Source organism: Williamsia sterculiae (genome assembly GCF_900156495.1).
Taxonomy (GTDB): domain Bacteria; phylum Actinomycetota; class Actinomycetes; order Mycobacteriales; family Mycobacteriaceae; genus Williamsia_B; species Williamsia_B sterculiae.
In genome coordinates this window covers 149104-171692 of record NZ_FTNT01000003.1, presented here as the reverse complement: position 1 = coordinate 171692, position 22589 = coordinate 149104, and the positions used below count along the sequence as shown (strand labels likewise).

Genomic DNA, 22589 nt, shown 5'->3' with positions numbered 1-22589 from the left:
TGTCGTTCAGCGTGTGCGGCGTTTGCCGCTGGGCCGCGACGGCGTACCACCGCGTCCAGCATCATCTCCCGTCGCGACGCGGTGGTTGCGACGGCGCGCGGCCGCACCCTGCGGACGTCGCGCGGCGGTCTCGTCGTCGTCGGTGGTGGGTACCACCCCACCCTCCTGCCGGATGCGTCGATCCAACACCTTGCGGGTGTGCCGGGCGATCTCGCTACGTCGTTCCTTGAGGGTGACCAACAGCGGGCTGGCGAAGAACACCGACGAGTACGCGCCGACGACCACACCGACCAGCTGGATCAACGCCAGGTCCTTGAGCGTGCCCACGCCGAGCAACCACACCGCGATCACGATGAGCGCCAGGATGGGCAGTGCCGAGATCACCGTCGTGTTGATCGACCGCATCAACGTCTGGTTGACCGCGAGGTTCGCCTGTTCGGCGTAGGTGCGACGGGTGGTGTGCAGGAACGACCGGGTGTTCTCGTTGACCTTGTCGAACACCACCACGGTGTCGTAGATGGAGAAACCGAGGATCGTCAGCAGACCGATCACCGTTGCCGGAGTCACCTCGAATCCGACCAGCGAGTAGATGCCCGCGGTGCACAGCACGTCGAAGAACAGGGACGCCAGCGCGGCGAACGCCATCTCCCGGTCGAACCGGATGGTGATGTAGACGAGGATGATCGCGAGGAACACGGCCAACGCGATGATGGCCTTCTTGGTGATCTCCGAACCCCAGCTGGAGCTGACGTCGGACGAACTGACCTTGTCGGCGGTGACCTCCGGGCCGAAGGTCGTCGCGAACTTCTGAGTGAGTTTCTGCGTGTCCTGCTGACTCAGCGTCTCGGTGCGGATCTGCACCGTCTTGCTGCTCCCGGACCCCGCGGTCTGCACGGTGGTCGGGTCGGTGCCCAGGGTGTCCCGGTAAGCCTTCTCCACCGCGCTGGTGCTGGTCTCGGCGGTCGCAGGGAACGACACCTGGGTGCCGCCCTCGAAGTCGATGCCGAAGGTGAATCCACGGATGGCGATACTCAGCACACAGATGGCCAATATCGCCGCCGTGATCCCGTACCACATGCGTCGGCGGGCGATGATCTCGAAGGCGCCGGTACCGGTGTACAGCCGCGACAGCAGCGAGTGGTCCTTCGCCGGTACGTAGTCGGCGTCCGACCCGGCGGGGAGGCGGTCGTCGGTGTCCGCGGCCCCCGCGGCTCCGGTCTCGGCCGATCCCGTGTCCACTGGCCTGCTCATCGGGGTCCTTCCTTGCCGGTGGAGACGGACTCACTGGTCAAGACGGTGGGGCGAGCGCCGGGCGCCGGAGCGTGCTGGTTACGGCGCCGTTCCTTGGCGATCTGGCTGACCGCGCCGAGGCCGTTGACGGTCGGCTTGGACAGGAAGGTCGAGCGCGTCGCGTAGACCACCAGCGGATGGGTGACCAGGAACACGACCACCAGGTCGAGGATGGTGGTCAGGCCGAGGGTGAACGCGAAGCCCTTCACGTCACCGACGGTGAGGAGGTAAAGCACCGCGGAGGCGATCAGGGTGACGGCGTTGCCCGTCCAGATGGTGCGCCGCGCGCTGGCCCAACCGCGTGGCACCGCCGACCGGAAGCTCCGCCCCTCGCGCATCTCGTCCTTGATGCGCTCGAAGTAGACGACGAACGAGTCGGCGGTCATACCGATACCGATGATGAGGCCGGCGATACCCGCCAGGTCGAGGCTGAAGCTGATGTAGCGGCCCAGCAGCACCATGATCCCGTAGACCATGATCCCGGACGCCACCAGCGACAACAGCACCAGCACCCCGAGCATGCGGTAGTAGACCAGCGCGTACACCAGCACCAGGGCCAGGCCGACGGCGCCGGCGATGAGCCCCGCCTGCAGCGAGGCCAGACCCAGTGTGGCCGACACCGACTCCGCGGCGGACGACTTGAACGAGAGCGGCAGCGAACCGTACTTCAGTACGTTGGCCAGATCTTTGGCCTCGTTCTGGGTGAAGTTGCCGGTGATCTGGGTGCTGGGGGTGTTGATCGCGCCGTTGATGCTCGGGGCGCTGACCACCCGCGAGTCCAGCGTGAACGCGGTCTGCTTACCCGTGTTGTCCGCGGTGTACTTCGGCCAGAAGTCCTTCGCCGCACCCTTGAACGACACGTTGACGATCCACCCGCCCCCGTTCTGGGTGTCCTGACCCGACGACGCGTCGCTGATGTCGGTGCCGTCGATGATCTTCGGCGCCAGCAGGTACACCTGCGCACCGTCCTGCGAACAGGCGACCAGGTACTGGTTCGGGTCGTCGTTACCGGCCAACGGATCCGGCGCATTCGGTGCGCAGTTCATCTTCGCCATCCCGGCCTGCAGCGCCTTCGGGTCGGCATTGGCCGGGGCCTGCCGGGCCTTCTTGGCCGCGTCGATGGCCTGCGCACTGTCGTCGACGGCGGGCGCGGCACCCGGCTGCGGGGTCGCCGCTTGCACCGAGGTGACCGGCCGGACATAGAGCCTCGCGGTCTGCCCCAGGGTGCGGGCCTGTTTGCCGTCGTCACCGGGCACGGTGATGACCAGGTTGTCGCCGTTGACGACGACCTCGGACCCGGCGACACCGAGCCCGTTGACGCGTTGCTCGATGATCTGCTTGGCCTTGTTCAGCTGATCCTGCGAGGGTGCCGACCCGGTGGGGGTGCGGGCGGTGAGGGTGACCTGGGTACCGCCCTGCAGGTCGATGCCGAGTTTCGGCTTGGTCGAGCCGCCACCGGTGAACAACACCAGCGCGTAGACGATGACCATCAGGAGCAGGAAGATGAGCACCATCCGCGCCGGGGGAACCCCCCGGCGCGAGGCCTGACTGCTGGACCGAGCCACGCTGCTACGTCTCCTCTGTCGAAAATCCCAGATGCCGAAGATCCCCGTGTATCGGGATCACGGCCCGCCGACACCTCGGCCGACGGACTGCACCACCGTAGAGCACGCGTCGGCGACGGGTCGCCGACGCGTACGAAGGTTCCACGCTCGCGGCGTCACCGCGAACACGGGCCCCCGATCACTCTCGGGGTCAGTTGGTGTCGGGGCGCTTGTCGAACGAGACCGAGTCGTTCGACACGCCGTTGCCCTGACCGTCGATCACCTCGTGGCTCGACGGATCGGCGAGATCCGGATCGACCGACTCGGCGTGTGCGACGTCGTCGTCGATGCTGGTCGTATGGACCGGTGCACCCGGGAACGAACCGGCGAGGTCCTCGTCGTGCACCACCTCACGGATGGCCAACCGGTTCCACCGGGTGACGATCCCGGGGGCGAGCTCCAGGTCGACCACGCCGTCATCGACCCCGACGACGGTCGCGTACAACCCCGCGGTGGTCTGGACCCGGGCACCGGGCTGCAGCGCGTCCTGCATCTCCTGGACCTGGGCCTGCGCCTTCTTCTGGCGTCGCACCGACAAGAACATGAAGCCGACCACGAAGACCAGCAGGATCGGAAGAATTGCTTCCATGGTGTTGATTCAGTCCCTTGACACTTCTCGAACGTGATCGCGGTGAACCCGCGCTGACCCTCCAGTGTGCCATTCCCGGGACCGCCCGCCGACGCTCAGGTCACCGCGCCGGGGCACGACCTGCCTCAGAGATCGTCGAAGAGGGACTCGGTCGGGTCCTCGCGTACCCGCACCCCGAACGACGAGGTGAGCGCGCCTGCCGGCGGTGTGAGGCCGAGGTGATGCCACGCCGCCGCGGTGGCGACGCGGCCGCGGGGGGTGCGGGCGACCATGCCGGCCCGCACCAGGAACGGTTCGCAGACCTCCTCGACCGTCGCGGGTTCCTCCCCGACCGCGACCGCGAGGGTGGACACCCCCACCGGACCGCCGCCGAAGCCGCGGATCAGCGCGTTGAGCACGGCGCGGTCGAGACGGTCGAAACCGAGTTCGTCGACGTCATAGACCTGCAGCGCGGACCGGGCGATGGCCAGGGTGACGACCCCGTCGGCGCGGACCTCGGCGTAGTCGCGCACCCGACGCAGCAGTCGGTTGGCGATCCGCGGGGTGCCCCGCGAGCGCCCGGCGATCTCCGTCCCGGCGTCGGCATCCATCCGGATCTCCAGGATGTCGGCCGAGCGGCGCAGCACGTCGACGAGTTCGTCGGTCTCGTAGAACTCCATGTGGGCGGTGAAACCGAAGCGATCCCGCAACGGTCCGGTCAGCGACCCCGACCGGGTGGTCGCGCCGACCAGGGTGAACGGGGCCACGTCCAACGGGATGGAGGTGGCGCCCGGTCCTTTGCCGACCACCACGTCGACCCGGAAGTCCTCCATGGCCAGGTACAGCATCTCCTCCGCCGGGCGGGCGATGCGGTGGATCTCATCGATGAACAGCACGTCGCCCTCGACCAGGTTGGACAGCATGGCCGCGAGATCACCCGCCCGTTCCAGCGCCGGACCCGACGTGACCCGGATCGCCGACCCCATCTCGCCCGCGATGATCATGGCCAGCGACGTCTTACCCAGTCCGGGCGGTCCCGACAGCAAAATGTGGTCGGGTGTGCTCCCCCGACCCTTGGCTCCCTGTAGCACCAGATCCAACTGCTCGCAGACCCGCCGCTGGCCGATGAAGTCGGTCAGGCTGCGCGGCCGCAGGCTGTTGTCGTAGTCGCCGTCGGATCGGAGCCGGGCCGGGCTGAGATCGCGGTCCTGCTCGGACGGATCATCGGGGTACACCGTCAGCTCCTACCCAGCAGGGTCAGCGATCGACGCAGCACCACCGAGGCGTCGGCCTCGGCGTCGTCGGCCAGCACCGCGGTGACCGCCTTCTCGGCGGGCGCGGCGGTGAACCCCAGACCGACCAGCGCCTCGGCCACCTGATCCCGCACCGACGACCCCGCGCCCGCGGTGACCGCGGTGTCACCCGGGGTCCCGGGCGCCTCGACCTTGTCGCGCAGTTCCACCACCAGGCGGTCGGCGACGCGTTTGCCGATGCCCGGCACCGCGGTCAGGGTCTTCGTGTCGGAGTCGGCCAGCGCCCGGCGCAGGGCGTCCGGTTCCAGTACCGCGAGGGTGGCCATCGCCAACCGTGGGCCGACCCCGGTGACCGTCTGCAGCACGGTGAACAGCGCGCGCGCATCCGGTTCGGTGAACCCGTAGAGGGTCATCGAGTCCTCGCGGACGATCATCGTGGTCAGCAGCGTGGCCTCGGCCCCCCGCCGCAGCCCCGACGCGGTGGCCGGGGTGACGAGCACGCGGTATCCGACCCCCGCGCAGTCGATGACCACATGGTCGAGCGCGACGTCGATCACCGGGCCGCGCACCGACGCGATCACCCGCGGCCCCGCGCGGCCTCGGCCACCCGATCCCGGTGTATCCGTTGCTGAGCGGCCGCGCGACGGGCGGCCTCCTCCAGTCGCTCGGCCATGGGGCCGCGCCAGCAGTGACAGATGGCCAGGGCCAGAGCGTCGGCGGCGTCGGCCGGGCGCGGTTTGGTCTGCATGCCGAGGATCCGGGTGACCATGGCCGTGACCTGTGCCTTGTCGGCGCGCCCGCTGCCGGTGACGGCGGCCTTCACCTCCGACGGGGTGTGGAATCGGACCGGGACGTCGCGCTGGCCGGCGGCCAGGGCTACCACCCCACCTGCCTGGGCGGTCCCCATCGCGGTCGACACCTGGTTCTGCGCGAACACCCGCTCGATCGCCACCACATCGGGTTGATGCACGTCGAGCCAGTGGCAGGCCGCGGTGTGGATGGCCAGCAACCGTGCGGCCAGATCCATGTCGGACGGCGTGCGCACCACGTCGACGTCGAGTGCGGTCACCGCCCGCCCTCGACCCGACTCCACCAGCGCGATACCGCACCGGGTGAGACCCGGATCGACCCCCATCACCCGCACGGCACCTCCGACGTCGACAAAACGAACAGTTGTTCGAGATTCTAGCGGGGTGCGCCGACGGTCCCCGGCAACAACACGGGACAATGTGGTCGATGCCCGACTTCCGACCCAGCTCTCCCGACGACCTCGTCGTCGCCGTCGCCGATCTCGCCGCGCGCGGGACCGGCCGGATCGTGGTCGCGATCGACGGCGCCGACGCGGCCACACCGGATGTCCTCGGGGACCGGGCCGCGGCCGTGTTGCGCGCGACCGGCCGGCCCGCCGAGGTGGTGGCGTTGCGCGACTTCATCCGACCGGCGTCGGTGCGGATGGAGTGGGGGCACACCGATCCGGAGAGTTTCCGCACCGCCTGGTTCGACTACGCCGCCCTCGACCGTGAGGTGCTCGGCGCCCTGCGCGATCACGGGCGGTGGTTACCCCGGCTGTGGGATGAGGTCACCGACCGATCGCCGCGCGACCGACCGCGAGTGGCCGCCGACGACCAGGTGGTGTTCGTGTGCGGGCCGATGCTGCTCGGCCGCGGTCTGCGCTTCGACGCGACCGTGGGGCTGCAGATGAGCAGGGCGGCGCTGCTGCGCACCACGCCCGACGACGCGGCGTGGACGGTGGACCCGCTGCTCGACCACCACCCGGGTGCCATCCCGGATCTGCTGGTCCGCTACGACCACCCCGATCGTCCCGCTGTGGCCGCACAGCGCTGATCGGCTCCCACAGTCGGTGCGCTCCCTCAGGCGGGTGAGCTCCCTCAGTCGTCGATCTCGGCGAGCACCTCGTCGGAGACGTCGACGTTGGAGTAGACCTCCTGCACGTCGTCGAGGTCCTCGAGGGCGTCGATCAGCTTGAACACCTTGCGCGCGCCGTCGGCGTCGACCGGCACGTCCACCGATGCGCGGAAGCTCGCCTCGGCGGAGTCGTAGTCGATACCGGCGTCCTGCAGCGCGGTGCGCACCGCCACCAGATCGGTCGGCTCGCTGACCACCTCGAAGCTGTCGCCGAGGTCACTGACCTCCTCGGCACCGGCGTCGAGGACGGCCATCAACACGTCGTCCTCGGACTGCCCGTTCTTCTCCAGGGTCACCACACCCCTGCGGGTGAACAGATACGCCACCGACCCGGGGTCGGCCATGTTGCCGCCGTTGCGGGTCATCGCGGTGCGCACCTCACCGGCGGCCCGGTTGCGGTTGTCGGTCAGACACTCGATGAGGATCGCGACGCCGCTGGGGCCGTAACCCTCGTAGGTGATGGTCTGCCAGTCGGCGCCGCCCGCCTCTTCACCGCCGCCGCGTTTGCGGGCCCGTTCGATGTTGTCGTTGGGTACCGACGACTTCTTGGCCTTCTGGATGGCGTCGTACAGGGTCGGGTTGCCCGCCGGGTCGCCACCACCGGTGCGCGCCGCCACCTCGATGTTCTTCACCAGCTTGGCGAACATCTTGCCGCGCTTGGCGTCGATCACCGCCTTCTTGTGCTTGGTGGTGGCCCATTTGGAGTGGCCGCTCATCGCAGTGAGCCCCTTTCGTCGCACGACAGCCGGGTGCGCCGACACCGGACTGGGAAAACTTGCCGCCTGATCCTACCCGCCGATCATCCGCACGAAATGCCGATGTACCCGCCGGTCCCCGGTGACCTCGGGATGGAACGACGTGGCCAGCACCGACCGCTGCCGCACCGCGACCACCCGACCGGCGGCCGGACCGTCGGGAACGGTGGCCAGCACCTCCACCTCGGTGCCGACCTTCTCCACCCAGGGCGCCCGGATGAACACCGCCCGCATCGGTCCGCGGTCGTCTCCGGTGTCGGTGATGCCGTCGACTCGCAGATCGGTCTCGAAGGACTCGACCTGCCTGCCGAACGCGTTGCGCCGCACCGTGATGTCCAGGGCGTCGAGGTGCCGCGCGTCGGGGCGGGTGTCGAGGATGTCGGAGGCGAGCAGGATCATGCCCGCGCAGGAACCGTACGCGGGTAATCCCTCGGTCAGCGCGTCGCGCAACGGGTCGAACAGGTCGAGGACACCGAGCAGGCGGCTCATCGTGGTCGACTCGCCACCGGGCAGCACGATGCCGTCGAGTCCGGTGAGTTCCTCGGCACGGCGCACCGTGGTCGCCGATGCCCCCGCCGCCGTCAGCGCGGCGAGGTGTTCACGCACATCGCCCTGCAGGGCGAGCACCCCTACCCGCGGGCTCACGCCCGCTTGTCCGCGCGGGCGTGCTGGTCGGCGGGCATCGACCGTCCGGTGCGCGCCAACCCCTCCTGCACCACCGCGGCCACCATGTTGCCCGCGGCGTCGAAGATGCGACCCTGGGTGAGCGCCCGGCCCGATTCGGCAGACGGCGAGGTCTGGTCGTAGAGCAGCCACTCGTCGGCGCGGAACGGCCGCAGGAACCACATGGCGTGGTCCAGGGACGCGCTCTGCGGGGTGACGTCGGGGTGCGGTACCCGCGCCGAACCGAGCAGCGTCATGTCGCTCATGTAGGCCAGCGTGCAGACGTGGAACACCTGATCGTCCGGCAGCCGGTGCCGGTAGCGGAACCAGACCCGTTGCTGGGCGACGAAATAGTCGCTGCCGGTGAACCGGTCGGCGGGGACCAACCGCAGGTCGAAGTTCTCCCACTCGCGGAAGACCGACAGTTCACTGCCGGGTTCGGTGAGCTGATCCTTCAGCTCCTCGGGGCCCGGGACGCCGGACGGGATGGGATCCTGATGTTCGATGCCCTCGTCGAGCACATGGAACGACGCGGACATGGTGAAGATCGCGTCTCCGTTCTGCACGCCGGTGACCCGGCGGGTACAGAACGAACGACCGTCCCGGATGCGGTCCACGAGATAGATGGTCGGGCGGGTCGGGTTGCCGGGGCGCAGAAAGTAGCCGTGCAGCGAGTGCACCTGATAGCGGTCCTCGACGGTGTTGGTTGCCGAGACCAGCGCCTGGCCCGCGACCTGACCACCAAAGGTGCGCTGTAACTGACTCTCGTGCACGGCACCGCGGTAGATGTCCTTGTCGATGGTCTCCAGTTGCAGGATGTCCTCGATCCGCGCCATCGCCGCCCTCGTCTCGTCGCCCCGGACCGGATGGGACTCCGGCACCGCGAGAAGATTATCGCCCACCCCTCGCGGGCGACGCTCCGGCCTCAGAGCTCAGCGGTGTCAGAGCTCAGCGGTGTCAGAGCTCATCCAGGGCGATGATGCCGTCCTGCACGGCCCGGGCGAACAGCGCGGCCTTGGTGGGCGCCGCGCGGCCCACGTCGCCATACTTCACCCGGATCCTGGCGAGATGGGTGTTGACCGTGCCCAACGAGATGTAGAGCCGTTCGCCCACCGCGGATTTGGAGTCCACATGCATCCAGGTGCGCAACACCTCGATCTCGCGGTCGGACAGTCGTGGACGCGGCAGGTCGGCGCGCGGACCTGCGGTGTCCGACCGCCGGTGGCGTCCGCAGGTGCAGTCGTGGGCGGAGACCGTCCCGTCGTCGGCGACCACGCCGAACGGGCGACCCGGCAGCGGCATCGTCCGCTGTGCCAGGCGTGCCAGTGCCTGCTCGCGCAGCGCGCGGCGGGCCGGATCGCTCGGCACCCGCGCCGATGCCGTGCCGGTGGCTCGCAGGTGCGCGGCGCCGCGGTGGGTGGTCGGGATGACGTGATCGCTGACGACGGTCATGGTGTGCTCCTTGTGCTCTCGCCGGTACGGCGGTGGTGATGAGCACGACGTTATGGGCGTCGTAGCGGGTAGTCGATGGGGAGAACTACCCATGTGTAGCGGTCAGTTGCGCGCGCGTTCGGCGTCGATCAGCGGCAGGTCGGCGCGTGTCACCAACCGCGACGACACCGCGTACTCGACGAGCGCGACCCGGCGGTTGCTCGCGAGTCTGCCTCCGCCACCGCGCATTCCATTGACCCCGATCTGATCGAACTTGTCGCAGACGTTGTCGAGTTTGCGGTTGAACTTGGTCATCGACCAGCCGAGCCGGGCGGCCGCGTCCGCCGACGACGGGATGGCACTCGCACCGGTCCCGTCGCGCCGCAACATCTCTTCGGCGAGCACCACGATGAGCACCCGCTGGCTCTCGGTGAGCGACGGCACACCCAACGTGGTCCGACCGACATGCCCGTCGGTCAGTTGCCCACCGGATGCGGCCACCGGGTCGGTGTGGATGTCTAGTTCATACGTGGTCGGACCGGCGGAGAACACCACGGTGGCGCGCCCGAGCACCAACGGCATCCGGGCGCCGGGCGCGAGGGTCGCGGAGAACCCGACGTCGCCGGTGGCCACGCTGGCCGACAGGTGCGCACCCACGTTGGACAGCCACCACATCCCGTTGTCGTGGTGCACCGTGAGGAAGCGCCGGTGCAGATACGGGTTGTCGTCGACCGTCAGGTCGGCTTCTCGACCGATGGAGAAGGACACATCCGGCCGCAACGGGAACCGCTCACCGCAGTAGTCGACGAACGGTTCGGTCACGTCCGGGGGCCGGTCCCCTCGTCCGGGCCGTCCACCTGGTCCGCTGCGTCGGCGTCGGCGACCAGCGGGTGGTCCATGGTGGTCTCTGTGGCGGCGGTCTCGGTGGCGGCTGGATCTGGGGCGGCAGGCGCATCGGTCACCGCGACGACGACGACGGTCACGTTGTCCCGACCGCCGGTGGCGACCGCGGCCTCCACCAGGGCGTCCGCGGCGTCCACCACGTCGGGATGATCGGTCAGGATCGCCTCGATCTCCGCGTCGGGGAGTTCGCCGGGCAGGCCGTCGGAGCAGATGAGGATCAGCTCCCCGGCCACCGCGGGCAGATAGACGAAGTCGGCGTCCGGCGGCATCCCCGCGCCCAGCGCGCGGGTGATCACGTTGCGGCGCGGGTCCACCCGGGCCTGCTCCACGGTGAGATACCCCGCGGCCACCAGTTCCTGGACCTGGGAGTGGTCGGTGGTGACCTGGTCGAGCTGACCGGCCGCGTAACGGTAGGTGCGCGAGTCACCGATGTTGAACACCAACCACTGGGGGCCGGTCGGGTCGTCGACCAGCGCGATCCCGGTGACCGTGGTGCCCGCGCTGCGTCCCGATGCGGAGTCGATGCCGGCGATGTCCTGCTGCGCGGCGTCAAGCCGGTCCACGATGCTCAGCCGGGTCGCCGCGATGTCGGCGCGTTCGGCCGCCCGCAACGACTCCAACGCCGCCTCGGAGGCGACCTCGCCGCGGTCGTGCCCTCCCATGCCGTCGGCGACCACGTACAGGCCGGGGATCGCCAACGCCGCGTCCTCGTTGGTCTCCCTGGAGCGGCCGACGTCGCTGACCGCCGCCCAACTCACGTGCACATCCCCCACCACGTCCGCCCCGGAGAGGGTGTCGTCGCGTACCACGCCGACGCCGGTCACGGTCATGACTCGATTGCCTGAGCGGTGATCACGCACCAATGCATACCACCCTCGACCGCGCATCGATGGTCTGCGGCGGCCGGTGTCGTGTGGTCGTCACCGTTTTGTGCGGTCCCGGCTGTCCTCGGGATCGCTGTGCGGGCGCTGTGCGGGCTCACCAGCCCCGTTCGGCCAGCCGGTGCGGTTGCGGGATGTCGTCGACGTTGATGCCGACCATCGCCTCGCCGAGACCGCGGGAGATCTTGGCGAGCACCTGTGGGTCGTCGTGGAAGGTGGTGGCCTGCACGATCGCGGCCGCCCGTTGTGCGGGGTTGCCGGATTTGAAGATGCCCGACCCGACGAAGACACCCTCGGCGCCGAGCTGCATCATCATCGCCGCGTCGGCCGGGGTGGCGATGCCGCCCGCGGTGAACAGGGTGACCGGCAGTTTGCCGGCGCGGGCCACCTCGACGACCAGATCGTAGGGCGCCTGCAGCTCCTTGGCGGCGACGAACAGTTCGTCCTCACGCAGGGAGGTGAGTCTGCGGATCTCGTCGCCGATGGTGCGCATGTGGGTGGTCGCGTTGGAGACGTCGCCGGTTCCCGCCTCACCCTTGGAACGGATCATCGCCGCGCCCTCGGTGATACGTCGTAGCGCCTCGCCGAGGTTGGTGGCGCCACAGACGAAGGGGACGGTGAAGGCCCACTTGTCGATGTGGTTGGCGTAGTCGGCCGGCGTCAGCACCTCGGACTCGTCGACGTAGTCCACGCCGAGTGCCTGCAGGATCTGCGCCTCCACGAAGTGGCCGATACGGGCCTTGGCCATCACCGGGATGCTGACGGCGTTGATGATCCCGTCGATCATGTCGGGGTCGCTCATCCGGGACACCCCACCTTGGGCCCGGATGTCGGCGGGGACGCGTTCGAGCGCCATCACCGCGACGGCGCCCGCGTCCTCGGCGATCTTGGCCTGCTCCGCGGTGACCACATCCATGATCACGCCGCCCTTGAGCATCTCGGCCATCCCACGCTTGACGCGGGCGGTGCCCTGCCCCGACGCGGCTGCGGTCGGATCGGACTCGAAGGCGTTGCTCACGTGACACTCCTGATCGACGAACGTGTGGACGGGCTGCGGTACGGGTGTCCAGTCTAGGCCCGTTCCGATCGACCGTCGGAACTCCCCCGCTGAGCTCAGTCGACGCCGCGCTCGACGATCTCGAAGTACCGCGGCACCGGCGCGGTACCACCGAGATGCAGCCACCGGACCGGACGGCGCAGTCGCAGCGCGAGGGTGTCACGGACAGCGTCGTTGTGGAACCGGCGGGCCATCATCACCCGGGTCTCGGCGTCGGCGAGTTCGGCGACCAACTGCGACCGCAGACCGGAGGTGTCGACCTGGGCCAACCGCGCGGACACCACGTTCTCCGCATCCTCGCGCTGGTCGCGGTCGGCGCGTTCGGCGACGTCCGCGGCCGCGATGAGTTCACGCCCGGTCGGTCCGAGACCGGCGGCGATCGTACGTCCGACCACCGCCCGGCGGGCCAGCGCGGCGTCGAGCGCCTGCCAGGCCAGGTCGACCCGGACGTGCAGCCGGTCGAGGCGGTTGGCGGTCTTGTAGGCCCAGCCGAGGCCTGCGACCACCACGACCACGATCAATCCCGTCACCAGCACGGTCAGCGCGGACACGGTCATCAGTCGATGACCTGCACCGGTTCGGCGCCGACGGTCACGGTGTCGTAGACCCGCAGGATCTCGTCGGCCACCCGTGGCCAGTCGTATCGGGCCGCGCAGGCGCGCGCGCGGTCGGTCAGCCGGAGCCGCAGCGCGTCGTCGTCGAGAACCGCCAGGATCCCGGCCGCGAGCGATTCCGGGTTGCCCACCTCCACGAGCGTGCCCGCCCGACCGTTGTCGAGGACTCGCCGGAACGCGTTGAGGTCGCTGGCCACCACGGCGGCTCCGGCGGCCATCGCCTCGACCACCACGATGCCGAAGCTCTCACCACCCAGGTTGGGCGCGCAATAGGCGTCCACCGACCGCAACGCGCGGGCCTTGGTCTGGTCGTCGACCTGACCGAGGAACACGAGGTGGTCGGCCAGCTCCCCTGCCCGCCTGCGCAATTCCCGCTCGTTGCCGCCGCCCACCACCAGCACCCGAAGGTCGGGGTAACGCTCGACGACGAGCGGCAGCGCACGGATCAGGACGTCGATGCCCTTGCGCGGTTCGTCGTAGCGGCCGAGAAACAGCAGCGACCGTCCCGGCGAGGGGTAACCCTCCAGCGGGCGGGCGTCGGCGAACATCGACACGTGGATGCCGTTGGGGATCTCCACCGCGTCGGATCCGAGCGATTCCATCTGCCAGCGTCGGGCCAGTTCGGAGACGGCGATCTTCCCGACGATCCGTTCGTGGTAGGGACGCAGGATGCCCTGGAACAGCTTCAGCCACAACGACTTGGTGGTCGAGGTGTGGAACGTGGTGACGATGGGTCCGTTGGCCACCATCAGCGACAACATCGAGATGCTGGGCGCGTTGGGTTCGTGGACGTGCAGCACGTCGAATCTCTCGTCGAGCAGCCATTGCCGCAGCTTGGCGTAGGCCTTGGGCCCGAAGTTCACCCGCGACACCGAGCCGTTGTAGGGAATGGCCAGCGCCGGGCCCACCGAGACCACGTAATCGGGGAGCTCGACGTCATCCCCGGCGGGGGCGAGCACGCTGACCTCGTGTCCGCGCTCGATGAACACCTGGGCCAGCTCCACGACGTGTGCCTGCACGCCGCCCGGGATGTCGAACGAGTACGGACAGATCATCCCGATCTTCATGCGGTCCCGGCCTTCATGCTGGCTGGGCCCCGGACCCGTCGCCGGTGATGCGGGCGCGACGCTCGGCCGACCAGTCGGACTCCCAGAGCGGTTGCAACATGTGCCAGTCCTGCGGGTGGGCGGCGATGTTGCGTTCGAACGCGTCCGCCACCGCCTGGGTGGCCGACCGGACGCCCCCGGACACGTCGACCGGGGCGTCGCACAGGATGGTCGAGGTGGCACCCGGGCCGAAGAAGTGGTGCACCGGCAACAACGTGGCGCCGGTGTCGATGGCGAGTTTCGCCGCCCCCGCGGGCATCCGGGTGGGCTCGCCGAAGAAGGTGACCGGCACTCCGTGTCGGGCCAGGTCCCGTTCGCCCAGCAGACACACCACCCCGCCGGCCCGTAACCGCTCGGCGAGGGCATGCATCGGCGGTTGTTCGCCACCGCTGAGCGGGAAGATCTCGAATCCCAGGCTCTCCCGGTACGCGACGAACCGGTTGAACAGCGATTCCGGTCTCAACCGCTCGGCGACCGTCGCGAACTGCCCCTGCTCATGGACCAGCCACACGCCGGCCATGTCCCAGTTGCCGCTGTGCGGGAGCGCGAAGATCACACCCTTCCCGCGGTCCAGCGCGGAGTGATACCGCGCGAGTGTCTCGTCGCTGAGGTGGACCCGGGCCGCGGCCTGGACGAAGTCCATGGACGGCAACCGGAACGCCTCACACCAGTACCGCGCGTAACTGCGCATCGCGTCGCGCATCAGGGATTCGGGGACCGCGGACGGCGACGTGCCGATCACCCGCGCCAGGTTCTTGCGCAGTTGTACGGGGCCGCCGTTGGCACCCAGCCGGTTACCCACCCGATCGAACAGACCCCGTGCCATCGGTTCGGGTGCGGCCCGCACGGCGGACCACCCGGCCGCGTACCCCAGGTCCACCAGTTGTTCCCGAACCGTCACGATTGCGCGTCGTCCGTCGTCTCGGTCGCGGCGCTCGTGATCGGCAGCAGGTCGCGGGCCCCCGGCGAGGTGGCGATGGAGTACATGCGCTGCAGCACGGTGACCACGCTGGCTGCGGCGAGGAACCACATCGCGACCTGGATCAGCCAGTGCGCGCCGAACAGTCCGGAGAACCCGGCTCCCACCAGGACGATGATCAACCGGTCGGGGCGTTCGATCAGCCCGCCGTCGCCGTTGAGGCCGCTGGCCTCGGCCCGGGCCTTGGCGTAGGAGATCACCTGCGAGGTCACCAGGCAGATCATCGTCGCGACGAACAGCCAGCGGTCCGGATGGGTCACCAGCGACCACCACCCCAGTGCGGCGAAGATCGCGCCGTCGGCGACACGATCGCAGGTGGCGTCGAGGACCGCGCCGAACCGGGTGCCGCCACCGCGGGCACGGGCCATGGCGCCGTCGAGCATGTCGAACATGACGAACAGCCAGATGGCCATCGAACCCCAGAAGAGCTGGTCCATCGGATAGAGCACCACGGCGGCGGCGACCGAGCCGATGGTGCCGACGACGGTGAGCGCGTCGGGGGTGAGCCCGGTCCGCAACAGCGATCGACCGATGGGCAAGGTCACCTTGGACACCGAGGCGCGCCCACGAATGCTCAGCACCGGGACCCCCTCATGACGACTCCCGCTCCCACGCGTCGGCGAGAAGCGCTCGGGTGTCCTGCAGCAACTGCGGGATCACCTTGGTCTCGCCGACCACGGTGATGAAGTTGGCGTCACCGCCCCACCTCGGCACCACATGCATGTGCAGATGTTCGGAGAGTGAACCGCCCGCGGCGGCACCCAGGTTGAGGCCCACGTTGAAGGCATGGGGACTCGATACCGACTTGATGGTGCGGATCAGATGCTGGGTGAATCCCATCACCTCGTGGGACTCCTCCTGCGTCAGATCCTCGAGGTCTGCGACCTGCCGGTACGGCACGATCATGGTGTGCCCGGGGTTGTACGGGTACAGGTTCAACACCGCGTAGACCGTGGCGCCCCGCGCGACGATCAGTCCGTCCTCGTCCGACATCCGCGGGATGTCCAGGAACGGGTGCTCGGACTTGGCCGACGAGCCGTCGGCGGTGGTGATGTCGCCCTTCTCGCCGCCCGCCGGTATTGGCGCGGCGACATAGGACATGCGGTGCGGGCTCCACAGCCGCTGCAGTCGGTCCTCTTCGCCGACACCGGTCACCCGCAGGACGTTGTCGTCAGCCACCTGACACCCCGTCGGCCCCGACCGGATGCGGTTCCTCCAGCAGTGCCGCGGTCGGTGACTGATTGCGCCGGGAGGTGACCCAGTCGGTGATCAGCTCCACGGCGTCGGCGGCGGGTACGCCATTGACCTGGGTGCCGTCGCGGAACCGGAAGCTGACGGCGTCGGCCTCCACGTCGCGCTCCCCGGCGATCAGCATGAACGGCACCTTACCGGTGGTGTGGGTCCGGATCTTCTTCTGCATGCGATCGTCGGACTCGTCGACCTCCGCGCGGATCCCCCGCTCCCGCAACCGGTCGATGACGCCGGTGAGGTGGTCGGTGAAACCCTCGGCGACCGGGATCCCGACCACCTGCACCGGCGACAACCAGGCCGGGAAAGCGCCCGCGTAGTGCTCGGTGAGCACGCCGAAGAACCGCTCGATGGAGCCGAACAGGGCGCGGTGGATCATCACCGGACGGTGTTTGCGGCCGTCGGCACCGGTGTACTCGAGTTCGAATCGGTCCGGCAGCATCAGGTCGACCTGGATGGTGGACATCTGCCAGGTGCGGCCGATGGCGTCCCGTGCCTGCACGGAGATCTTCGGTGCGTAGAACGCCGCGCCGCCCGGGTCGTCGACCAGGTCGAGTCCGAAGCTCCCGGCGGCCTCGCGCAACACCTGGGTCGCCTGCTCCCACGCCTCGTCGGAACCGATGGACTTGTCCGGATTGCGGGTGGACAGTTCGAGGTAGAAATCGTCGAGACCGTAATCGCGGAGCAGGTCGAGGACGAACTGCAGCAACGACCGCACCTCGGCGCCCATCTGTTCGCGGGTGCAGTAGATGTGCGCGTCGTCCTGGGTGAAACCGCGGGCGCGGGTGAGACCGTGCACCACACCCGACTTCTCGTAGCGGTAGACCGTCCCGAACTCGAACAACCGCAACGGCAGATCGCGGTACGAGCGCCCCCGCGAACCGTAGATCAGGTTGTGCATCGGGCAGTTCATCGGCTTGAGGTAGTAGTCGATGGCCGGCTTGCGCACCGTCCCGTCGGCGTTGCGCTCCTCGTCCAACTGCATCGGCGGGTACATGCCGTCGGAGTACCAGTCGAGGTGGCCGGACAGCTGGAAGAGTTCGGCCTTGGTGGCGTGCGGGGTGTAGACGAACTCGTAACCGGCCTGGGAGTGCCGCAGCCGCGAGTAGTCCTCGAGTTCCTTGCGGATGATGCCACCCCGGGGGTGGAAGACCGGCAGCCCGGATCCGATCTCGTCGGGGAAGCTGAACAGGTCGAGTTCGGTGCCGAGGCGCCGGTGGTCACGCTTCTCGGCCTCGGCGAGCATCTCGAGGTACGCATCCTGCGCCTCGGTCGACTCCCACGCGGTGCCGTAGATGCGTTGCAGATCGGCGTTGTCCTGGTTGCCTCGCCAGTACGCCGCGGAGCTGCGGGTCAGCTTGAACGCGGGGATGTACTTGGTGGTGGGTACGTGCGGACCGCGGCACAGGTCGCCCCAGATCCGCTCACCGGTGCGCGGGTTCAGGTTGTCGTAGGCGGTGAGTTCTCCCCCACCGACCTCCATGACCTCGGGGTCGTCGGCCGCGCCGCCCTTGTCGTCGATGAGCTCGAGTTTGAACGGTTCGCCGGCCAGTTCTTCCCTGGCCTCGTCGGTGGACGCGTACACCCGACGCGAGAACCGTTGCCCCTGCTTGATGATCTGTCGCATCTTCTTCTCCAGCGCGGCGAGATCCTCCGGCGTGAACGGTTGGTCGACGTCGAAGTCGTAGTAGAAGCCGTCGGTGATCGGCGGTCCGATGCCGAGCCGGGCGCTGGGGTCCAGATCCTGAACGGCCTGCGCAAGCACGTGCGCCGCCGAGTGCCGGATGACGCTGCGGCCGTCCTCGGTGTCGGCCGAGACCGGCTCGACGTCGGTGTCGACGTCGGGTGCCCATGAGAGATCGCGGAGCCGACCCTCCGGGTCGCGGACCACCACGATGGCCTGCGGTCCCTTGTTGGGTGCGTCCACCTCACGCAGCGCGGTGCCCGCAGTCGTCCCGGCCGGCACACGGATCGTGGCGTGGCTCGTGACGACGGGTTGATCGGGCACGGGGTGCTCCTCGGTGGCAGGGTCCACCGCTGCTGCGGACAGCCGACGGTAGAACAGACGGATTGCGACAGTTCAGATCGTATCGACCCGCGGCATGCCGGGACCGCAGGGGCAAATCACGCCGGCCCGTCGATGGCCGCCCCGCACCGTGTCGGTCGGTCCCCGCGGAGTTCGACCGCGACGGTGCGGCTCAGGAACCGAAGATGGGGCTCTGCAACCAGGCCCAATCCAGACCCACCCATCCGGCGACCAGATGCAGCGCATTGAGCAGCCAGAGCGTGAGCAGGACGATCGCGAAGGTCGCCAGACCCAGCAACAGTTTCACCGTCCAGTGCTGCCGCTTCACCCACTCCATCCACGCGTCGTACTTGGCGCGGGCGAAAGTCAGCAGGCGGTGTGCCCAACTGAACTCGGTGGCGAGGATCCCGAGCCCGACGAAGACGACCACCCACCCGGGACCGGGGTACGGAATCAGCACGAACCCGAGAACGAGGACCGCGGTACCGATCACCCCGACGGCGATGCGGTAGGCGAGGTTCAGTGTCCGATGGCTGCGGATCTTCTCGCGTTGCTCCCGCAGCGGTGCGGGTAGCAGACTGCTGGGATCGTCTCCGGCGTCGCCGTGCCCGGCGGTATCGCGACCGCCACCTTGTTCTGTGTCGGCGTACTTCTGGTCGCCACCGTCAGGTCGCACCGTGCTCGATTCGGCGTTCTCAGTCATCATCCTCGCCCGGTTGTCGTCGTCGCCCGCGTGTCGCGATGTGCAGCCGATGCGGCCCGTCGTGTCCCGACGATCGTACTGAACGACCGCGGCACCGACCGAGCGCCGGTAGTGGACGACCACCGGACGGGGGCCACGCTATGGAATTGTCAAGGATCATTCGCGTCCGCAGCGGCGGTCGCTGGTCGGCTCGGGCCTCGGGTCTCGGGATCAGGCCGCCGTGAGCAGGGTGTGATCGAGTCTCATGGTTCGTCGGTTGTGGGCGGGCAGGGGTCGTCGTTTCGGGTCGAGGGTTGCGGGTGGGATGAGCCAGGGGTGGCGGTCGTGGCCGATGATCACTTCCCATCCCTGGTGGTGCACCGCGGTGTGGCAGGACCGGCAGAGTAGGCATCCGTTGGCGAGGATGGTCGGGCCGCCGTCGGCGTGGTGGATGATGTGGTGGCAGTCCGCCCACGACGCGGGTGCCCCACACTTGATGCAGCGCTGGTCACGCACGACGATCGCCTTGCGTACCGCCCCGGTGAACAGGCGTCTGGTGGCCGATACCGCGGTGAGTACGCCGTGCTGGTCGAGGTCGACCCGGGTGATCCCGGCGTCGCACCCGACCAGCATCGCTGCCCGGTCGGAGATGGACCCCAACCACCCCAGGCGCACCGTGTACCGTTCCGCGATCGGCACGGTGACCACGACTTCGGTCCTGGGTGCTCCCACCATCGCGTCGTCGGCGGCGGCGCGGACCGCGCAGTCCAGTAGTTGCCCGAAGGCGTCGGCGCGACGCCTGCCCGCGGATCGTGGATCCGGGGTGCCGTCGGGTAGGGGTCGTGGTCGTGATGCGGTGTCGACCGCGCAGATCAGGCGTTCCCCGGTGAGGACATCGAGATCGAAGGTGCCCTTGCAGGCGTCCGTCGTCACCCTGATGCCAGCCCATCTCGTTCACTGTGGCGTCCTCGGCGGCCGAGATGGTGTCCTCGTAGTCGGGTGCGGCCTCGACAGCAACCGCACGCGCCAGAGCCATCAACTCCGCGGGACTGGCACCGGAGATGGCCTGACCGACCAACGTGCTCTGTAATTCCGTGATCGTCTCCGAGCCGATGGGCTCACGGGTACGTGTGCTCACATGTGCGATCCCGCGCACGACCGCGTCGACGTGTTCACCGGAGAGGAACCCGTTGCTGCTGTACCGCCGCAGGGAAGCCAACTCCTCCACTGCGCGTCCCACCCGTAGACACCGATCCGCCGCGACCGGTGCCATTCCGTTGGCCAGCAACAGTTCCCGCGTCGTCATCCCGGACCGTTTCCCGACACCGACCCGCTCGGCCTGCGCCGCAAGCGTCGCCAATACATGATCGGTGATCGCCCGCAGCCGTACCGCACCACCGATCGCGTCGACGATGTCGGCATCCACATCATCGACCACCCTGCTATCAACCCCCAGCTGATCGACGAGCAGGTCGCCGACCTCCGTGAACATCCCCCGAGTCATGAGTTCATCGTACACGTGTTCGAAAGCGTCGGCAAGGATGGCGACGATCAATCATGTTGTGCAGGCACATGTTTCGACGAAGACAGAAGGGCCCCTGTCAGAATATCCATACCCACCGACAGAAATCGGTCAACATCACTGCGCCCTGTGGATAACTCGCGCTCAGTGCACACTCGTCACCCGCACACATCGTCGGAGTAAGCACATCCGACTGGTCCCGCCCGGCACAAACAAACGGGGCGCACCCGAGACGACGCGGCTGTTATCGTCGTCGACATGGACATCTGAGCGCGAGAGACCAGGGCGCCGTCACCAGGTGACCGCTGCCCACCGACCGGTCCCGGGCCGCATCCCGGCAGCGCGCCGCTGCCGTTGTGACGCATCGCGATCGGCCCCAGATACATCGTTGCCGCTGTCCACCATTCGTCCGACAGTCTATCCGGCATTCGTCCGACGGATGAGAGAGAAGTGCCCGTGCTTCCCACATCAGTTGTCACCCTGCATGATCTGTCCCTCGAATGGCCGGACGGCACCGTCGCCCTGGACAGCGTCGACGGCAGTTTTGGTTCCGGCCGGACCGGACTGGTCGGTCGGAACGGTGCCGGCAAGTCGACCCTGCTGAAACTCATCGCCGGCGAGTTGCATCCGACATCCGGTCGCATCGACGTCGTCGGGGAGGTCGGGTATCTCCCGCAGACACTGCCGCTTCGGCGTGACGCCACCATCGCGGAATTGCTCGGCATCGACCAGGTGATGACCGCGCTCTCGGCGATCGAGTCCGGTGCCGTCGACCAACGGCACTTCGACACGATCGGTGACGACTGGGATATCGAGGCCCGAGCGGACGAGGCGCTCGACCAGATCGGATTCTCGGCCGCCGACCTCGACCGCCGGGTCGCAGAGGTGTCGGGTGGCGAGACGATGCTCATCGCCATCACCGGTCTGCGCATCCATCGGACACCGATCACCCTGCTCGACGAGCCCACCAACAACCTCGACCGCCCGACCCGGGCAACGCTGTCCGCATTTGTCGACGAGTGGCCCGGAACCCTCATCGTCGTGAGTCACGATCGCGAACTGCTGGAACGGATGGACCAGACCGCCGAGTTGTTCGGGGGTGAACTCGATACCGTCGGCGGTCCGTACAGCGTGTGGGAGGCGCGGCGGGCGCAGGAGCAAGCCGCGGCGGTGCAGGCGGCACGCACCGCTCAGCAATCACTCACCGTGGAGAAGCGTCAACGCGTCGAGGCCGAGACCAAGCTGGCGCGTCGAGCCCGTACCGCGAAGAAGACGCAGCGCGACGGTGGTATCCCGAAGATCGCCGCGGGAAAGCGCGCGAACAACGCGCAGGTGTCGGCGGGGGCGATGCGCTCCACGCTCGACGACAAGGTGCGAGTGGCGCAGGCGACGCTCGACGAGGCGGACGGACGTGTTCGCGACGAGGAGCACATCCGTCTCGAGCTACCCGATCCAAATGTCCCCCGTGGGCGACGCATCGCCGAGTTGGTGGACGCGGATGACCGGATGATCGTGATCCAGGGCCCGGAACGCGTCGCGCTGATCGGTGCGAACGGCACCGGGAAGTCGACGCTGCTGAAGCACTTGCTGAGCGGGTCGGACCCGGTTCCCGGGCGGGCCCACGGCCGTCTGGCCACCGAGCTCGTCGGCTACCTACCGCAACGTCTGGACGTCCTCGACGACGATGCCAGCGCGATGGAGAACGTCGCAGCCGCGGCGCCCGACACCCCGCCGGGGACGATCCGCAACCATCTCGCACGTCTGATGCTGCGGGGCGACAGTGTGGATCGACCGGTTCGGCGGTTGTCCGGTGGTGAGCGATTCCGCGTGTCGTTGGCCCGTCTGCTGTTCGCCGAACCGCCCGCTCAGCTGCTGATCCTGGACGAGCCGAGCAACAATCTCGACATCGCCAGCGTGGACCGGTTGGCCGAGGCCCTGGATGCCTACCGCGGCGCCCTGCTCGTGGTCAGTCACGACACCACGTTCCTGGAGAAGCTTCGCCCGGACACGATCATCGAACTGACGAAAGCGGGGCGGATGCGAGAACGCGACGGGTTCAGCGACTCGAACTCAGGCTGAGT

Annotated in this window: 22 protein-coding genes and 1 pseudogene; 2 read left to right on the top strand and 21 right to left on the bottom strand. The window is 68.4% G+C overall.

The features are described from left to right. Positions 1-6 precede the first annotated feature (6 nt). From secF to ruvC, 6 genes are all read right to left on the bottom strand, one after another. On the bottom strand, positions 7-1251 hold the full coding sequence (secF, locus tag BW971_RS06420; protein ID WP_076477714.1) for a protein translocase subunit SecF: 1245 nt from the start codon (positions 1249-1251) through the stop codon (positions 7-9). Then, a complete protein-coding gene (secD, locus tag BW971_RS06415) occupies positions 1248-2855 on the bottom strand; it encodes a protein translocase subunit SecD (RefSeq protein WP_407701199.1) in 1608 nt (535 codons plus the stop codon). Before secD ends, secF begins: the two co-directional genes overlap by 4 nt. A gap of 190 nt (positions 2856-3045) precedes the next feature. Beyond that, positions 3046-3483: a preprotein translocase subunit YajC gene (gene yajC, locus BW971_RS06410; RefSeq protein ID WP_076477710.1), complete on the bottom strand. Its 438-nt coding sequence runs from the start codon at positions 3481-3483 to the stop codon at positions 3046-3048. A gap of 125 nt (positions 3484-3608) precedes the next feature. Further along, the gene (ruvB, locus tag BW971_RS06405; RefSeq protein ID WP_076477708.1) at positions 3609-4703 is read right to left on the bottom strand and encodes a Holliday junction branch migration DNA helicase RuvB; all 1095 of its coding nucleotides are present in this window, start codon (positions 4701-4703) and stop codon (positions 3609-3611) included. Beyond that, the gene (gene ruvA / locus BW971_RS06400; protein ID WP_076477705.1) at positions 4700-5296 is read right to left on the bottom strand and encodes a Holliday junction branch migration protein RuvA; all 597 of its coding nucleotides are present in this window, start codon (positions 5294-5296) and stop codon (positions 4700-4702) included. The genes ruvB and ruvA overlap by 4 nt, the downstream gene beginning before the upstream one ends. Then, on the bottom strand, positions 5293-5859 hold the full coding sequence (ruvC, locus tag BW971_RS06395; RefSeq protein WP_076477703.1) for a crossover junction endodeoxyribonuclease RuvC: 567 nt from the start codon (positions 5857-5859) through the stop codon (positions 5293-5295). Before ruvC ends, ruvA begins: the two co-directional genes overlap by 4 nt. A gap of 92 nt (positions 5860-5951) precedes the next feature. On the opposite strand from ruvC, the gene BW971_RS06390 reads away from it, so the two are divergent. Beyond that, positions 5952-6560 carry a nucleoside/nucleotide kinase family protein gene (locus tag BW971_RS06390; RefSeq protein ID WP_076478230.1) on the top strand — a complete coding sequence of 203 codons (609 nt, stop codon included), beginning with the start codon at positions 5952-5954 and terminating at the stop codon, positions 6558-6560. Positions 6561-6604: 44 nt separating this feature from the next. On the opposite strand, the gene BW971_RS06385 is transcribed toward BW971_RS06390, so the two are convergent. The 15 genes and pseudogenes from BW971_RS06385 to BW971_RS20820 all read right to left on the bottom strand — a co-directional run bounded on the left by BW971_RS06385 (position 6605) and on the right by BW971_RS20820 (position 19919). After that, positions 6605-7357 carry a YebC/PmpR family DNA-binding transcriptional regulator gene (locus BW971_RS06385; RefSeq protein WP_076477701.1) on the bottom strand — a complete coding sequence of 251 codons (753 nt, stop codon included), beginning with the start codon at positions 7355-7357 and terminating at the stop codon, positions 6605-6607. Between the two features lie 72 nt (positions 7358-7429). Continuing rightward, a complete protein-coding gene (gene pdxT / locus BW971_RS06380; protein ID WP_076477699.1) occupies positions 7430-8041 on the bottom strand; it encodes a pyridoxal 5'-phosphate synthase glutaminase subunit PdxT in 612 nt (203 codons plus the stop codon). Beyond that, positions 8038-8895, bottom strand: a complete 858-nt coding sequence (locus BW971_RS06375; protein WP_076477697.1) for an acyl-CoA thioesterase — start codon at positions 8893-8895, stop codon at positions 8038-8040. Before BW971_RS06375 ends, pdxT begins: the two co-directional genes overlap by 4 nt. 121 nt (positions 8896-9016) lie before the next feature. Continuing rightward, a complete protein-coding gene (locus BW971_RS06370; protein ID WP_076477695.1) occupies positions 9017-9511 on the bottom strand; it encodes a helix-turn-helix transcriptional regulator in 495 nt (164 codons plus the stop codon). 102 nt (positions 9512-9613) lie between these two features. Further along, positions 9614-10312, bottom strand: a complete 699-nt coding sequence (locus tag BW971_RS06365; protein WP_076477693.1) for an FHA domain-containing protein — start codon at positions 10310-10312, stop codon at positions 9614-9616. Then, complete coding sequence (locus tag BW971_RS06360) at positions 10309-11223, bottom strand: PP2C family protein-serine/threonine phosphatase (protein WP_076477691.1); 915 nt, start codon at positions 11221-11223, stop codon at positions 10309-10311. The genes BW971_RS06365 and BW971_RS06360 overlap by 4 nt, the downstream gene beginning before the upstream one ends. 148 nt (positions 11224-11371) lie before the next feature. Next, positions 11372-12292 (bottom strand): pyridoxal 5'-phosphate synthase lyase subunit PdxS, encoded by a 921-nt coding sequence (pdxS, locus tag BW971_RS06355; RefSeq protein WP_076477689.1) that lies wholly within the window; start codon positions 12290-12292, stop codon positions 11372-11374. 107 nt (positions 12293-12399) lie between these two features. Further along, positions 12400-12888: pseudogene (locus tag BW971_RS06350) on the bottom strand (exopolyphosphatase); the annotation flags it as partial. Beyond that, positions 12888-14012: a glycosyltransferase family 4 protein gene (locus tag BW971_RS06345; RefSeq protein WP_076477685.1), complete on the bottom strand. Its 1125-nt coding sequence runs from the start codon at positions 14010-14012 to the stop codon at positions 12888-12890. The pseudogene BW971_RS06350 and the gene BW971_RS06345, both read right to left, overlap by 1 nt. 13 nt (positions 14013-14025) lie before the next feature. Beyond that, positions 14026-14955: a phosphatidylinositol mannoside acyltransferase gene (locus BW971_RS06340; protein WP_076478228.1), complete on the bottom strand. Its 930-nt coding sequence runs from the start codon at positions 14953-14955 to the stop codon at positions 14026-14028. Next, positions 14949-15611, bottom strand: coding sequence for a phosphatidylinositol phosphate synthase (gene pgsA / locus BW971_RS06335; RefSeq protein ID WP_076477683.1), 663 nt, complete (start codon positions 15609-15611; stop codon positions 14949-14951). The genes BW971_RS06340 and pgsA overlap by 7 nt, the downstream gene beginning before the upstream one ends. Before the next feature lie 10 nt (positions 15612-15621). Then, on the bottom strand, positions 15622-16131 hold the full coding sequence (locus tag BW971_RS06330) for an HIT family protein (protein WP_083709459.1): 510 nt from the start codon (positions 16129-16131) through the stop codon (positions 15622-15624). Between the two features lie 70 nt (positions 16132-16201). Further along, the gene (thrS, locus tag BW971_RS06325; RefSeq protein WP_076478226.1) at positions 16202-18286 is read right to left on the bottom strand and encodes a threonine--tRNA ligase; all 2085 of its coding nucleotides are present in this window, start codon (positions 18284-18286) and stop codon (positions 16202-16204) included. 190 nt (positions 18287-18476) lie between these two features. Continuing rightward, on the bottom strand, positions 18477-19007 hold the full coding sequence (locus tag BW971_RS06320) for a TIGR02611 family protein (protein WP_083709457.1): 531 nt from the start codon (positions 19005-19007) through the stop codon (positions 18477-18479). Positions 19008-19217: 210 nt separating this feature from the next. Beyond that, positions 19218-19919 carry an HNH endonuclease gene (locus BW971_RS20820; protein WP_083709376.1) on the bottom strand — a complete coding sequence of 234 codons (702 nt, stop codon included), beginning with the start codon at positions 19917-19919 and terminating at the stop codon, positions 19218-19220. Between the two features lie 1045 nt (positions 19920-20964). On the opposite strand from BW971_RS20820, the gene BW971_RS06310 reads away from it, so the two are divergent. Then, positions 20965-22587 (top strand): ABC-F family ATP-binding cassette domain-containing protein, encoded by a 1623-nt coding sequence (locus BW971_RS06310; RefSeq protein ID WP_076478222.1) that lies wholly within the window; start codon positions 20965-20967, stop codon positions 22585-22587. Positions 22588-22589: the final 2 nt, after the last annotated feature.